The sequence below is a fragment of the Halorubrum sp. AS12 genome (assembly GCF_051122765.1).
Classification (GTDB): Archaea; Halobacteriota; Halobacteria; order Halobacteriales; family Haloferacaceae; genus Halorubrum; species Halorubrum trapanicum.
The window spans coordinates 354,139-367,178 of sequence record NZ_CP185385.1 but is presented as its reverse complement, the minus strand read 5'-3'; the positions used below and the strand labels follow the sequence as shown (position 1 = coordinate 367,178).

Genomic DNA, 13,040 nt, shown 5'->3' with positions numbered 1-13,040 from the left:
AGACGGTTAGCCGTTCCGGCGGTCGGGTGTCCGCGCCGTCGGCCGCGATCCGGCGACGGCCCCGTTAGCGTCGCCTCAGAACAGGCCGATACCGACCGCGTACGGCCACGCACTGCCGCCGACCGCGAGCAGGGCGAGCGCGGCGCCCGCGCCGTAGAGGTTCTTCAGGAAGCTCGTCATCTCGTTCTGCTTCTCCTCGGGGTCGTCCAGCGACCAGAAGTCGTGCCGATCGTCACGGCGGAGACGAGCAGGAAGAAGGCGAGTGCGCCGGCGGAGACGACGGGGTACACGCCCGCCGCGACGCCGAGACCGCCGAGGACGAGGACGGCGCCGGATGCGATCACCGAGAACTGCGGGGCCGGAAGCCCCTTGAACTCGGCGTAGCCGGTCATCGTTTCGAGGTCCATGAAGTGGTTGAGACCCATGAACGCGAGCGTGGCGCCGAACAGGATCCGGCCGAGCAGGAAGAGCTCCCCCGCGAACGGGGTGTCGAACTGGAGCGGTAGCGTCGTGATTTCAGCTAACATCGTGTAACCTGCTATACGGACGTAACCTATTTATCGCTTCCCGGACAATACGGTTAGTAGGTAACACCGATGTCATCACAGGATCTTTCGGCGGCGGAGGCGGCGGCTGACGCGGCGGAAGCGGCTGACGCGGCGGAAGGAGCGGACTCGACGGCGGAGAACGGACCGGTCGACGCGGCGACCACGCCGGAAACTCCCTGTCCGGTCGTCGACTCGCTCGAACAGATCGGTTCGCGCTGGCGGCTCGTCGTCCTCCACGAGCTGTTGAACGGCGAGGCACGGTTCAACGAGCTCAAACGCGAGACCGACGCGAACGCCCGCACCCTCTCGCGCGTGCTCGACGACCTCCAAGAGACCGGCTTCGTCGACCGGCGGCTGGAGGAGGACTCGCCGGTGGCGACGTACTACAGTCTGACTGCGAAGGGCGAGTCGCTCGCCCCCGTCTTCGAGGAGATCGACGACTGGGCCCACGAGTGGCTGGCCGAGTGCGACGCGTAATATCTGGTCAACGGTAATGCTGACCGTTTATAAGTGAACCTCGAACTCGTGGCTGTCTATTTATAAATCGTTGCTGGCGGATCGATCTCGAACACCGCCAAAGCCCCAGCCGCGAGGGCGCAGTACGCTCGTTGTCGCCGAAAATCTCCGATTTTCGGGATGACGAGAGAGCTTCGCTCTCTCGAACCACGCTCCTCGCTCGCTCCGCTCGCTGCGGTGCTTACATCGCCTACTGCGCCCTCGCGGCTGCCCCTTTGAGTCCCACCCCGCACAGCACCGCAACCGCGTCCTCACGCCTCCCCAGCCTCGTCGCTCACGCCCTACGGGCGTTCGCGACTCCCTCGCGCGTGCGGTTCGCGGCCTGTCGGCCGCTCACCGGCACGCGCCACCGCCCCACTTATAAATGAGCGGCACAGGCGAGCGCATCGACTTATAAATCGTATCGCCTCGTCTCGTGGCCGCCGTGTTTCGGGGCCGCCGTGTTTCGGGGCCGCCGTGTTTCGGGGCCGCCGCGTCTCGTGGCCGCCGCGCCGCTCTCACACGTGCCGTCGCGCGAACGCGTACAGGTCCGGGAGCACGTACGTCACCCCGCCCACCGCGAGAGCGATCACGAACGGGAACCCTCACGGGCTGTACCCGTCGAGCCGTATCGACCATCGGAGCAGTCCGGCGGCGTCCACGAGCGGCTCTACGAGGTACACGCTCGCACCGACCGCGGCGGCCGCCGGCGACGCCGCGGAGAAGTCGGTTTCGGACGACGACGGATCCGATTCCCTCACCGCCGATTTTCTCACCGCCGATTCCCTCACCGCCTGATCTCGAACCCGTCTGCGCCCTCCGGCTCGCCGTACTCGACATCCACGTCGTCGACGTCTGCGGCCCGGCTCCCGGTCTCGCACCACGCGACCATGTCCCGAACGTCGCCCTCGGGACCCTCGAAGGCGGCCTCGACCCGTCCGTCGTCGAGGTTCCGCACCCAGCCGTCGACGCCCTTCTCGCGGGCCGTGTCGCGGGTCGTCGCCCGGTAGTAGACGCCCTGAACGCGACCCGAGACGAACACGTGTGCGCGAACGCGGTCGGTCATCGCCCGACGTTGGGACCGCGGCCCGCTTAAACGCCCCGCCCGCAACCGACGCCTACTAACTCCCGGGCGCCAAGGTGGTCGACATGGACCTGTTCGGAACCGCCGGGATCCGCGGCGGCGTCGAGGACCGCGTCACGCCGGCGCTCGCGCTCGCCGTCGGGCGAGCCGTGGGCGCCGAGATCCGGAGTCGAGCCGACGGATCGGCCGACGAATCGCCCTCCGAATCGACTTCCGAGTCACCCCCCGAGCCGACGGTCGTCCTCGCCCGCGACGGGCGGGTGACCGGCCCGGCGCTCGCGGCCGCGATGGAGGCCGGGCTGGCCGCCGGCGGCGTCGCCGTTCGCCGCGCCGGCCGGCTCCCAACGCCGGCGCTCGCACACGCCTCGCAGGGTCGCTACGGCGTGATGCTCACCGCCTCGCACAACCCGCCGACCGACAACGGGATCAAGCTGTTCCGCGACGGCACCGAGTTCGACCGCGACGCGGAGCGCGCCGTCGAGTCGCGGGTCGCCGACGAGGAGTCGGTCGCCCGGTGGGACGAGTGGACCGAGGCGACCCGGATCGACCCGCTCGGCGACTATCTTGCCGACGTGCGCGAGTACGCCGCGGAGTTCGGCGCCGACCTCGACGGCCTCCGCGTCGCGGTCGACTGCGGCAACGGGATGAGTGCGCCCGCGACGCCGACCGTCCTCCGCGAGCTCGGCGCCGACGTGGTCACGCTCAACGGCAACGTCGACGGCCACTTCCCCGGTCGCGGGAGCAAGCCGACGCCGGAGACGCTCGCCGACCTGCGCGCGTTCGTCGCCGACGCCAACGAGGGAGTCGCGGAGCCGGGCCGTCCGACGAACGACGGGAGCGACGGCGACGCCGACGGCGAACGCGGCGATGGCGACGACGGCGGAGCGGACGAGGCGGAGGGGTTCGCCTTCGCCATCGGTCACGACGGCGACGCCGACCGGATCGTGATCGTCGACGCCGACGGCGAGGTCGTCCACGAGGACACGGTGCTCGCGGTGCTCGCGGAGCGGTACACCCGCGAGAGCGACGCCGCCGACCCGGTCGTCGTGACGACGCCGAACGCCTCGGGTCGGATCGACGAGCGCGTCCGCGAGGCGGGCGGCCGTGTCGAGCGCGTGCGCCTCGGCGCGCTCCACGAGGGGATTGCCGCGGTTCGGGAGGCGGCTGCGAACCCGGACGGAGCGGGCGGCGACGACACCCGCGTCGTCTTCGCGGCCGAGCCGTGGAAGCACATCCACGTCGGCTTCGGCGGGTGGATCGACGGCGTCACCTCCGCGGCGGTGCTCGCGCGGCTCGTCGCCGACGAGGGACTCGACGCGCTCCGCGAGCCGGTCACCGAGCGGCCGTACCGGAAGGTGAGCGTCTCCTGCCCCGACGACGCGAAGGAGTCGGCCATGGACCGGCTGGAGACGGCACTCCCCGGGGCGTTCCCCGACGCCGCGGTCGACACCGACCACGGCGTGCGGCTGGAGTTCGACGACGCCTCGTGGACGCTGGTGCGTCCCTCCGGCACGGAGCCGTACGTCCGCGTGTACGCCGAAAGCGACGACGTCGATCGGCTCGTCGCCGAGGTCGAAGACGTGGTCGAGGACGCGATCGCGGCGGCGTAGCCGACGGCCGATCCGGCCCCGAGCGCCCCCGAGATCATCGACAGGGTGTCGATCCCGGCGACTCGCGCGGCGACCCGCACGTCGACCCGTTCACAACCGTGAAAAATCCGGGTTCGTGGATCAAAATGGCGTAGTCGACGGAGAATTCACCCGGAATACGGCCGCTTCTTTTCACGAACGTGTCACCTCAGTGCTGCGGGAACGACGAATTTATGCCGTGTTCCGACGGGGATACAGACGAGATGGCATCCGACTTCGATCGGCGGCGGTTCATCAAGGCGGCAAGCGCAGCGGGTCTCGTCGGCCTCGCCGGGTGTAGCGGCGGCCCGAGCGGCGACGGGGGCGACGGGGGCGACGGCGACGTGCCGGCGCGGGTCGGCATCGTCTACTCCGACGGGGGGCTGGGCGACAACTCGTTCAACGACGCGGCCCAACAGGGCATCTTCCAGGCCGAAGAGGAGTTCGGCATCGAGTACGACGAGTCGGAGCCGGACGGCGCCGGCGAGTTCGAGCAGTTCCAGCAGCAGTACGCCGGATCGACGGACCCGGCGTACGACCTGGTCAGCACCATCGGGTTCAACCAGGGCGACGCGCTCGCGCAGACCGCGCCCGAGTACCCCGATCAGGACTTCATGATTGTCGACACCACGGTCGACGAGCCGAACGTCGCGAGCTACCTGTTCCGCGAGCACGAGGGCTCGTTCCTGATGGGCGTCCTCGCAGCGCGCCTGACTGAGACCGAGTTCTCCGCAGGCGCCGGCGAGACGGACCCGGACTCGACGAACGTCGGGTTCGTCGGCGGTTTGGACAGCCCCGTGATTCGCCGGTTCCAGGCCGGCTTCGAGGCGGGCGTCGACTACGCGTCCGACGACGTCGACGTCACCACGAGCTACGTCGGCAGCTACAGCGACCCCACGGGCGGACGGGAGGCGGCGCTGTCGATGTACCAGAGCGGCGCAGACATCGTCTACCACGCCTCGGGCGCGACGGGCGTCGGCGTGTTCCAGGCCGCGCAGTCGGAGGGGCGGTTCGCGTTCGGCGTCGACCAGGACCAGTCGGTTTCCGACGAATCGTTCGCGGACGTGATCCTGGCGTCGATGGTGAAACGCGTCGACACCGCGGTGTACGAGTCGATCTCGAACGTCATCGACGACGACCACCAGGGCGGGTCGACGACGGCGCTCGGCCTGGAGTCCAACGGCGTGGAGTGCGTCTACGGGCAGCAGATCGGCGACCAGGTGCCCGACGAGATCACGACCGCGGTCTCGGACGCGCGCGACGAGATCATCGCCGGCAACATCGACGTGCCGGAAACCACGAGCAACTGAGCGGTGCGGCGTCGGCCGACTCAACCGCGGGACGGCGGCGGATCGCGGCGTCTTCGCGGCGACCATAGCCGACGCGACCTTTTCGACGGTTTGGTCGGCCGACCGACAGTACAGGGGTCGTCAGACCGAAATCCGCGAGTTTTTAGGCTGCGGTGCGGAGTTACGGGTGAATGAACCCGGCGGTCCACTTGGACGGCATCACGAAGCGATTCCCCGGGGTCGTCGCGAACGACGACGTCGATCTCGAGGTGGAGCGCGGGAGCGTCCACGCCCTACTCGGCGAGAACGGGGCCGGCAAGACCACGCTGATGAACGTGCTGTACGGTCTCTACCAGCCGACCGAGGGGACCGTCCGCCTCGACGGCGAGCCGCAGTCGTTCGACTCGCCGCGGGACGCGATCGACGCCGGCGTCGGCATGATCCACCAGCACTTCATGCTCGTCGACCCGATGACGGTGTGGGAGAACGTCGTCTTGGGCAACGAGCCGAAGACGTGGGGCGGCCTGCGCGTCGACAGGGCGGCGGCCCGCGAGGCCGTCGTCGAACTGAGCGAGCGGTACGGGTTCGACGTCGATCCGGACGCGACGGTCGCGGACGTCTCGGTGGGCGAACAGCAGCGCGTCGAGATCCTGAAGGCGCTGTACCGCGGCGCCGACGTGCTCATCATGGACGAGCCGACCGCGGTGTTGACTCCCCAGGAGGTCGAGGAGCTGTACGGCGTCTTCGAGGAGCTGACCGAGCAGGGCAAGACGATCATCTTCATCTCGCACAAGCTCGGCGAGGCGCTGTCGGCGGCCGACGACATCACCGTCCTCCGCGACGGCGTCAACGTCGGGACGGTCGCGGCCGCAGACGTGACCCGCGAGGAGCTCGCGGAGATGATGGTCGGTCGAGAGGTGTTGATGGACCCCGCGACGCCGCCCCAAGAGACGGGCGACCGGGTGCTTGAGGTGACCGGTCTCAGCGTCGAGGACGACCGGGGCGTCGAGGCGGTCTCCGACCTCTCCTTCGAACTTCGCGCCGGGGAAATCTTGGGCGTCGCGGGCGTCGACGGCAACGGCCAGTCGCAGCTCGTCGAGGCGATCACGGGGCTGCGCGAGTCGTCGTCCGGGGACGTCCGCTACCGCGGCGAGCCGATGGCGGGCAAGACGCGCCGCGACCGGATCGAGCGCGGAATGGCGTTCATCCCCGAGGACCGACAGGAGCGCGGGCTGGTGATGTCGTACGACCTCACCGAGAACGCCATCCTCGGGAGCCAACACGATCCGCCGTTCGCTCGCGGCGGGCGGCTCGACTGGCGCGCCTCGCGAGACCACGCGGAGTCCGTCATCGAGCAGTACGACGTCCGGCCGCCGGACGCCGAGGCGGAGGCCGAGTCGCTGTCGGGCGGGAACCAGCAGAAGTTCATCGTCGGGCGGGAGTTCGAACGCGACCCGGACCTCGTCGTCGCGACCCACCCGACCCGCGGCGTCGACATCGGCTCGACGGAGTTCCTCCACGACCGGCTGCTCGAACTGCGCGCCGAGGGGAAGGCCGTCCTGCTGGTGTCCTCGAAGCTCGACGAGGTACAGGGCCTCTCCGACCGGCTCGCGGTGATCGGACGAGGGAGAGTTCACCGGGATCGTCGATCCCGCGACCGTGACGGAAGAGGAGATCGGCCTGCTGATGGCCGGCGAGTCGCTCGACGACGAATCGGTCGAAGGGGCGGCGATCCACGACGACGCGGTCGACGGCGCGGACGACTCGCCGGGCGACGAGATCGACGGAGCGGCCGGCGGTGACGAGGGGGTGGACGCGTGAGCGACTCCGATCCCGACACCGACAGCTCCCCGTCCGTCCTCGCTCGGCTGGTCGCGCCGTTCGTCGACCGGAGCGTCGCGGAGCGCCTCGTCATCAGCGTCGCCGCGATCTTCCTTTCGATCCTCGTCGGGTTCGCGATCGTGCTCGTCTCCGGCCGGATCGCCGAGTGTTCGACCGCGGCCTGGACGTTGCCGTTCACGGGGATCGGGTTCTGTTACGACCCGGTCGAGGTGTACGTCGTGCTGTTCAACGGGGCGCTCGGCTACCCGTTCGCGGTCGGCGACCCCGGTCTGTTCAACCCCGGGTGGTCGCCGTTTAACCTCTCGTTCGGGCTGACGCTCTCGGAGACGACGCTGCTGATCTTCACCGGGCTGTCCGTCGCCGTCGCCTTCCGCGCCGGGCTGTTCAACATCGGGACGCAGGGACAGCTCGTCGTCGGGGCGCTCGCGACCGCGCTCTCGGTCCTGGCGCTCGCGCCCCTGCTCCCCGCGGGCCGGGTCGCCGGAGTCGTGCTGATCGTCGTCGGGACCGTTGCCGGCGCCGTCGCCGGCGGGCTGTGGGGAGCGATACCCGGCGCGCTCAAGGCGTACGCCGACGCCAACGAGGTGATCACGACGATCATGCTCAACTTCGTCGCCGCGAACGTCGCGTACGTGCTCGTACTGGAGGTGTTCCGCGCCGAGGGCTCCTCGGTGGTCGCCACCCGCTACGTCCCCGAGTACGCGCAGCTCCAGCCGTGGCTGTTCCCCGCCTCCAGCGACTTCGCGCTGATCGCGCTGCTCGGTGGCGTCGGCTTCATCGGCACGCTTTACTACTTCGTCGAACACTCGTCGCTCGGGTACGACCTCCGGACGAGCGGGGTTCAGGCCGCCGCGGCCGAGTACGGGGGCGTGAACGCGAAGCTCACGACCGTCCGAGCGATGACGCTGTCGGGCGCGCTCGGGGGGATCGGCGGATCGGTGTGGGTGCTGATGTCTGAGGGCCGGTGGATGAATTCGATCCCGGATCTCGGTTTCGACGGGATCACCGTCTCGATCCTCGCTGGGAACAACCCGATCGGCGTGCTGCCGGCGGCGTTCCTCTTCGGGGTCCTGAAGGGCGGCGCCTTAGAGATCGGCTTCCGGACCGACGTCCCGACGGAGCTCGTCGCCGTGTTGCGCGGGCTCATCATCCTCTTCGTGGCGATGCCGGAGTTCTTCCGGATAATTGGTCGGTACGCGGGCGTCGGCGGCGCAGGCGGGACGAGCGATGCGGGCGGCTCGGGGTCGACGGAGCCGGACGAGCCCGCCGGCGGCGACGGGGGTGAGACCGATGCGTAACCCGCTCTCGCCGGCGTCGCTGCTCCAGAGTGCGGGCGAATCGAGCTACGTGCGTTCGCTGGTCGTCGGTACGGTCGGAGTGCTCGCGCTGCTCGGGGTGTTCGGCGTCGCGTTCCCCGGCTCGCTTGCGGGCGACCTCGCCGGCATCGTCTTCTCGACGAGCACCGGGGCGTCGACGGCGCGGTTCGCGGCGCCCATCGTGCTCGCCGGGCTCGGCGGCATCTTCGCCGAGAAGTCGGGCGTCATCAACATCGGGCTGGAGGGACTGTTAATCATCTCGGCGTTCGTGTCGGTGTACGCCGCGTCGGTCGTCGGCGTCGGGAACGCCGTCCTCGGCGTCCCGGCGCTCGGGATCGCGTTCCTCGCCGGCATCGCCGCGTCGACGTTCCTCGCGGGGGTGTTCGCGGTCGTCTGTATTGAGTTCAAGGCCGACCAGATCATCGCCGGACTGGCCGTCTGGCTCATCGCCTTGGGGCTCGCGCCGTTCATGTCAACCGTGTTCTTCGGCGGCGTCAACACGCCGAACCCCGGCGTGATCATCGAGTGGAAGTTCTCCGCGACGCTAGTGATCCTCGCCACCGTCGGCTCGTGGTGGCTGCTGAACCAGACCGCGTTCGGGAAGCACCTCCGAGCGGCGGGCGAGAATCCGAAGGCGCTCGACACGGTCGGCGTCTCCGTCTCGAAGGTGCGCTACGCCGGCGTCCTGCTCTCTGGCGTCCTCTCCGGGGTCGGCGGCTCGGCGCTGGCGCTGTCGATCGGTCAGTTCGTCGGCTCTGGCGATACGATGGTCCAGGGGAAGGGGTTCATCGCCATCGTCGCGTACCTCTTCGGCAACTACAACCCCCTCGGGACGCTCGGTGCGGGCGTGCTGTTCGCGGGCCTCGACGCGATGGAGATCCGGCTCCAGCAGCTCGGCTACGCGGTCCCGGACACGCTGGTCCAGACGATCCCGTACGTCGTCGTGATCGTCGTCCTCGCCTTAGTCGGCCGGACGCAGATCCCCGAGGCCGCCGGGGAGCACTACGAGACGGAGGAGTAGGCCGCTTCGGGGCGTCACGCGGCGACCCCGAAACGGTTCGGCTCCGACTTCGGACCGGGCGAACGGCCGCCGGCTGCGGGAAATGCGTCGCCTCTGAGCCGACCGAAACGGGAGCAAAGAGTTTTGCCGGGGGCACGACACGCTCCGGTAATGGATATCGACGAGTACGACGTCGTCGTGGCGGGCGCCGGCACCGCCGGCTGCTACGCCGCCGCGACGATCGCGAACGAGGGGCTCGACGTCGTCATCGTCGAGCGGAAGGACGCTGAGGAGGCCGGCCACATCGCCTGCGGCGACGCGCTGAAGGGCGCGGACGCCTTCCCCGAGGCGATCCCGAAAGACCGGCTGGAGCCGGCGTTCACGAACACCGGCGTCGACCACGGCCGCTTCGAGATCCCCCAGGAGGACACGATCCTGGAGATCCCGGTCCCCGGCGAGCTCGCCGTCATCGACCGCTGGGAGTACGGCCGCCAGATCATCACCGGCGCCGAGGACGCGGGTGTCGACTTCCACTACGACACGGTCGTCAACGACGTGGTCCAAGACGAGACGGGGCGCGTCACCGGGCTTCGCGCGGTGCGAAAAGGCGATCCCGTCACGTACGCGGCCGATGTCGTGATCGACGGCGCCGGGTCGCTCTCGCTGCTCCAGGACAAGGCCGACTTCGAGGGGACGACGTTCGACACGAACGTGCGGTACTCGCAGTTCTGCTCGGCGTACCGCGAGATCGTCGAGGTGCCGGAGCCGGTGGAGTGGGACGACGCCCTCGTGTTCAAGGCGACCGACCGCGCCGCGGGCTACCTCTGGTACTTCCCGCGGACGGCGACGGAGATCAACGCCGGGCTGGGCTTCCAGATGACCGAGGAGCCGATCGAGCTGATCGAGTCGCTGAAGAAGGATCTCCGGGACCGCCCCGAGTTCGAGGGCGCGGAGGTCCGCGACAAGCTCGGCGCCGCGCTGCCGACTCGCCGCCCCTACGATTCAGCGGTCGCGCCGGGGTACATGGCGGTCGGCGACGCCGCGGGCCACGTGAACCCGACGACGGGCGGCGGCATCGCCGGCGCCGCGTACGCGGGCAAGTACGCCGGCGAGCAGGCGGTGAAGGCGATCTCGGACGGCGACGTGAGCGAGGAGAACCTCTGGCGGTACAACACCCGCGTGATGGACCACTTCGGCGGGCGCTACGCCGGTCTCGACGTGTACAACGTCCTCTCGACCGCGGTCGACGTGGACGACCTGATGGGCCTGCTCGCGTCGCTGCCGGGCGAGAAGCTCGCGGAGGCGCTGTACGAGGGGTCGACATCGATGTCGTTCGGCCTGAAGGTGAAGGCCGCGGTCAAGAGCTTCGGCTACTGGGGGACGATCCGGAACTTCTACCAGACGAAGTCGCTGGCGGACGAGCTGCTCGGCCACTACGACGAGTACCCGACCAGCCCCGCCGCGATGGCCAACTGGACCCGCGAGCGCGACGCCATCATGGACCGCGTGTACGAGACGACCGGCGCGGACGCGAAGTACTGAGGCTGTGAGCGACTACCGACTCACTACCGTCGAGACCGTGCGCGAGCAGGGTTCGTGGGCGTTCACCGCCCGCGAGGGCGACGCGGACCGCGAGGTGTTCCTCGTGCCGTGCGCGGACGAGCCGGACGGGGGCGCGGGGGACGGCGACGGGTCGGACGACGGTGAGGAGCAGCCCGTCCGGGCGTGGATCAACCGCTGTACCCACGAGGACCAGCGGCTCTACCGCGAGGGGATCGGCGCCGTGACGCGGGGCGGATCCGTCGTCTGCCCGAAGCACGGCTCGGCGTTCGACACCTGCGAGGGTTCCTGTGACAACGGCGAGGCCGCGGGGACGACGCTCCGCTCGATCGACGTCGACGTGCGCGACGGCGCGGTGTTCCTCACCGACGACGACCTCACGTACCTCTACGAGGGGTTACCCGACGACGAGGGCGACGGCGACGGGCCGGCGTCGAGTTCGCACTTGACGTTTTAACTCAAGAACGGTCCGGGAGACGAGTTCGTGATCGGGTGTTCCTATATTCTAGCTTTGTTACGACCGTCAGAACTGAGATATCATACCTCGGTACGGTCAGTACAAGTGAGTCACAGATCGATTAGTACAGAGCGTGTAGTCAGCACACCGATCTATCTTACACCGAATCTCTATTGTATCAACTGTTTAGTGTGCCTCTCTCAACTTAGAGTGTAATATAAGTGCTTCTGACATTATGGTGAATATATGGTTGAAAGAAAAGGGATCGATCTGAACAAAGCAGAGGAGCGACTTAAAGGATTCTTGAATAACCATAAGCACCCAATATTTGAATCCATTCACGCAGTTGACGAAGATGGTAATAGGATCCCTCAAGATGAAGCGTTCGAAATCACTGACACTTTCCACCCTCTCAGCCATTTCATTCTATTTCCACGCCATCCTGCACATGCTGATATTGAAGTAATGAGAAAAATCGCGCGACATCTCTGTGACCTCGTACTTATCCCCCATAATTCAGTTGTATCCCGTGATCACTCCTTGTACTGGACCTTTACAAGAAATATGTTATTACGCTGTAGTCAAGAAAAAGATAATTTCAGCATATTTCAAGAAGGCAGAAGCGGTCCAGTAGGCGATTTTCATACGATGGTGGAAATAGCTTCTTTGCCGTGGCGCTTGGAATCCGTTAATGAGGGTCTAGCCGAGGAACTACAGAATAGTAATCTCTTCCAATATAATCTTGAGCATATTAATGTTCTTAGCCAGCTTGGTCCATCTTCATTAGCTCTCTTAGAGGGATTTGTGTCAGATCCAACGGTATTTGATAGTGATGGATGGCTGAAAACTGAAACAAAGAAACGTCCTTGGCGTCCAGACCCTCTGCCTGGTGTCCCTTGGAATTACCATGACAAGATATTGTACTGGAAAGAATATGATTCGAATGAAACCACTCGCAAAACTCTTGAAAAAATAAATGATCTCACTAGGTACAACAATGAATGGTTAAAGAACAAGGCAGGAATAGGAGGAAGAGATGAAATTGGTATAGAAGATGGATCAACAGAGAACTACTTACATGTACTTACAGGACAAAGGAATTATACAATTCATGGGCATGGTAGTGGATTTTCTATAACTCCTGTTGCTATCAATCTACTCTGTTTGTATATTTGGGATAATATGCCGTCTGAAATATACGATGAAGTTGTTAATAATATCAGTGGTGGATTAGGTGATTGGGATGATGAGAAACTGGATGATTAATTTTATCACGTCAATAGCAAATTCACATATTATCTGACATACCGAGGAGTTTCCATGTAGATACGCACTCTTCGTCGACCAGCTGTTTCAGTCGATAATGTCTGAAAAGGGGGCTACATCAGAGCTCAAAGTAGCAATGGCCGCTTCGCGGTGACGTCCATCAAAACCTAGTCCGCTCCCTTATAAATGACCGATCGACACCGACACCACCGAAGCCCCAGCCGTGAGGCGGGCGCACGCTCGCTGCGGTCCTCGTCGCTCACTTCGTTCGCTCCTGCGGTCCTTACGTCGCCTGCGCCCGCCTCCCGGCTGCCCCTTCGAGTCCCGCCCCGCTCCGCACCGCACCTCACACCTCCCCAGCCTCGTCGGCCGGTCTCCGCTTCGCTCCGACCGGCCGACTCCCTCGCACGCGCTCCTCGCGGCCGCCAAAGGCGGCCGCTCCGAGGCGCGCGCCACCGCCTTCCTTTATAAAATCTGTCGCGGCCGCTTTTAAACCGGTCAGAAAACCGCTCCAGACCGACGCCGGTTCAGGCGATTTCGTTCCTAAAACCTGTG

10 protein-coding genes and 2 pseudogenes are annotated in these 13,040 nt (G+C 66.3%); 9 read left to right on the top strand and 3 right to left on the bottom strand.

Going from position 1 to position 13,040, the window contains the following annotated elements; genetic code table 11:
* Positions 1 to 75 precede the first annotated feature (75 nt).
* Positions 76 to 527, bottom strand: a pseudogene (locus ACODNG_RS01840) (DoxX family protein).
* A 69-nt stretch (positions 528 to 596) separates the two neighbouring features.
* Here ACODNG_RS01840 and ACODNG_RS01835 point away from each other — a divergent pair.
* The gene (locus ACODNG_RS01835) at positions 597 to 1,025 is read left to right on the top strand and encodes a winged helix-turn-helix transcriptional regulator (protein WP_434522191.1); all 429 of its coding nucleotides are present in this window, start codon (positions 597 to 599) and stop codon (positions 1,023 to 1,025) included.
* A 623-nt stretch (positions 1,026 to 1,648) separates the two neighbouring features.
* Here ACODNG_RS01835 and ACODNG_RS01830 read toward each other — a convergent pair.
* Positions 1,649 to 1,834 carry a hypothetical protein gene (locus ACODNG_RS01830; protein WP_434522190.1) on the bottom strand — a complete coding sequence of 62 codons (186 nt, stop codon included), beginning with the start codon at positions 1,832 to 1,834 and terminating at the stop codon, positions 1,649 to 1,651.
* Positions 1,831 to 2,109 carry an acylphosphatase gene (locus ACODNG_RS01825; protein WP_434522189.1) on the bottom strand — a complete coding sequence of 93 codons (279 nt, stop codon included), beginning with the start codon at positions 2,107 to 2,109 and terminating at the stop codon, positions 1,831 to 1,833. The genes ACODNG_RS01830 and ACODNG_RS01825 overlap by 4 nt, the downstream gene beginning before the upstream one ends.
* Positions 2,110 to 2,192: 83 nt before the next feature.
* Between ACODNG_RS01825 and ACODNG_RS01820 the strand changes: the two genes are divergently transcribed.
* From ACODNG_RS01820 to ACODNG_RS01785, 8 genes and pseudogenes are all read left to right on the top strand, one after another.
* On the top strand, positions 2,193 to 3,737 hold the full coding sequence (locus ACODNG_RS01820) for a phosphomannomutase (protein ID WP_434522188.1): 1,545 nt from the start codon (positions 2,193 to 2,195) through the stop codon (positions 3,735 to 3,737).
* Positions 3,738 to 3,979: 242 nt separating this feature from the next.
* Entirely contained in the window at positions 3,980 to 5,065 is a 1,086-nt protein-coding gene (locus tag ACODNG_RS01815) for a BMP family lipoprotein (protein WP_434522187.1), read from the top strand.
* A gap of 170 nt (positions 5,066 to 5,235) precedes the next feature.
* Positions 5,236 to 6,865 (top strand): annotated as a pseudogene (locus ACODNG_RS01810) (ABC transporter ATP-binding protein).
* Positions 6,862 to 8,184 carry an ABC transporter permease gene (locus ACODNG_RS01805; RefSeq protein WP_434522186.1) on the top strand — a complete coding sequence of 441 codons (1,323 nt, stop codon included), beginning with the start codon at positions 6,862 to 6,864 and terminating at the stop codon, positions 8,182 to 8,184. The pseudogene ACODNG_RS01810 and the gene ACODNG_RS01805 overlap by 4 nt, the downstream one beginning before the upstream one ends.
* Positions 8,177 to 9,223, top strand: coding sequence for an ABC transporter permease (locus ACODNG_RS01800; RefSeq protein ID WP_434522185.1), 1,047 nt, complete (start codon positions 8,177 to 8,179; stop codon positions 9,221 to 9,223). Before ACODNG_RS01805 ends, ACODNG_RS01800 begins: the two co-directional genes overlap by 8 nt.
* A 150-nt stretch (positions 9,224 to 9,373) precedes the next feature.
* Positions 9,374 to 10,744, top strand: a complete 1,371-nt coding sequence (locus ACODNG_RS01795; RefSeq protein WP_434522184.1) for a geranylgeranyl reductase family protein — start codon at positions 9,374 to 9,376, stop codon at positions 10,742 to 10,744.
* A 4-nt stretch (positions 10,745 to 10,748) separates the two neighbouring features.
* On the top strand, positions 10,749 to 11,219 hold the full coding sequence (locus ACODNG_RS01790) for a Rieske (2Fe-2S) protein (RefSeq protein WP_434522183.1): 471 nt from the start codon (positions 10,749 to 10,751) through the stop codon (positions 11,217 to 11,219).
* 246 nt (positions 11,220 to 11,465) lie between these two features.
* Positions 11,466 to 12,485, top strand: a complete 1,020-nt coding sequence (locus tag ACODNG_RS01785; RefSeq protein WP_434522182.1) for a hypothetical protein — start codon at positions 11,466 to 11,468, stop codon at positions 12,483 to 12,485.
* The last annotated feature ends 555 nt before the right edge of the window (positions 12,486 to 13,040 follow it).

Coding starts and splice junctions, on each gene's coding strand:
- ACODNG_RS01835 (WP_434522191.1), top strand. CDS start 597: ATGTCATCACAGGATCTTTCGGCGGCGGAGGCGGCGGCTGACGCGGCG.
- ACODNG_RS01825 (WP_434522189.1), bottom strand. CDS start 2,109: ATGACCGACCGCGTTCGCGCACACGTGTTCGTCTCGGGTCGCGTTCAG.
- ACODNG_RS01820 (WP_434522188.1), top strand. CDS start 2,193: ATGGACCTGTTCGGAACCGCCGGGATCCGCGGCGGCGTCGAGGACCGC.
- ACODNG_RS01815 (WP_434522187.1), top strand. CDS start 3,980: ATGGCATCCGACTTCGATCGGCGGCGGTTCATCAAGGCGGCAAGCGCA.
- ACODNG_RS01800 (WP_434522185.1), top strand. CDS start 8,177: ATGCGTAACCCGCTCTCGCCGGCGTCGCTGCTCCAGAGTGCGGGCGAA.
- ACODNG_RS01795 (WP_434522184.1), top strand. CDS start 9,374: ATGGATATCGACGAGTACGACGTCGTCGTGGCGGGCGCCGGCACCGCC.
- ACODNG_RS01785 (WP_434522182.1), top strand. CDS start 11,466: ATGGTTGAAAGAAAAGGGATCGATCTGAACAAAGCAGAGGAGCGACTT.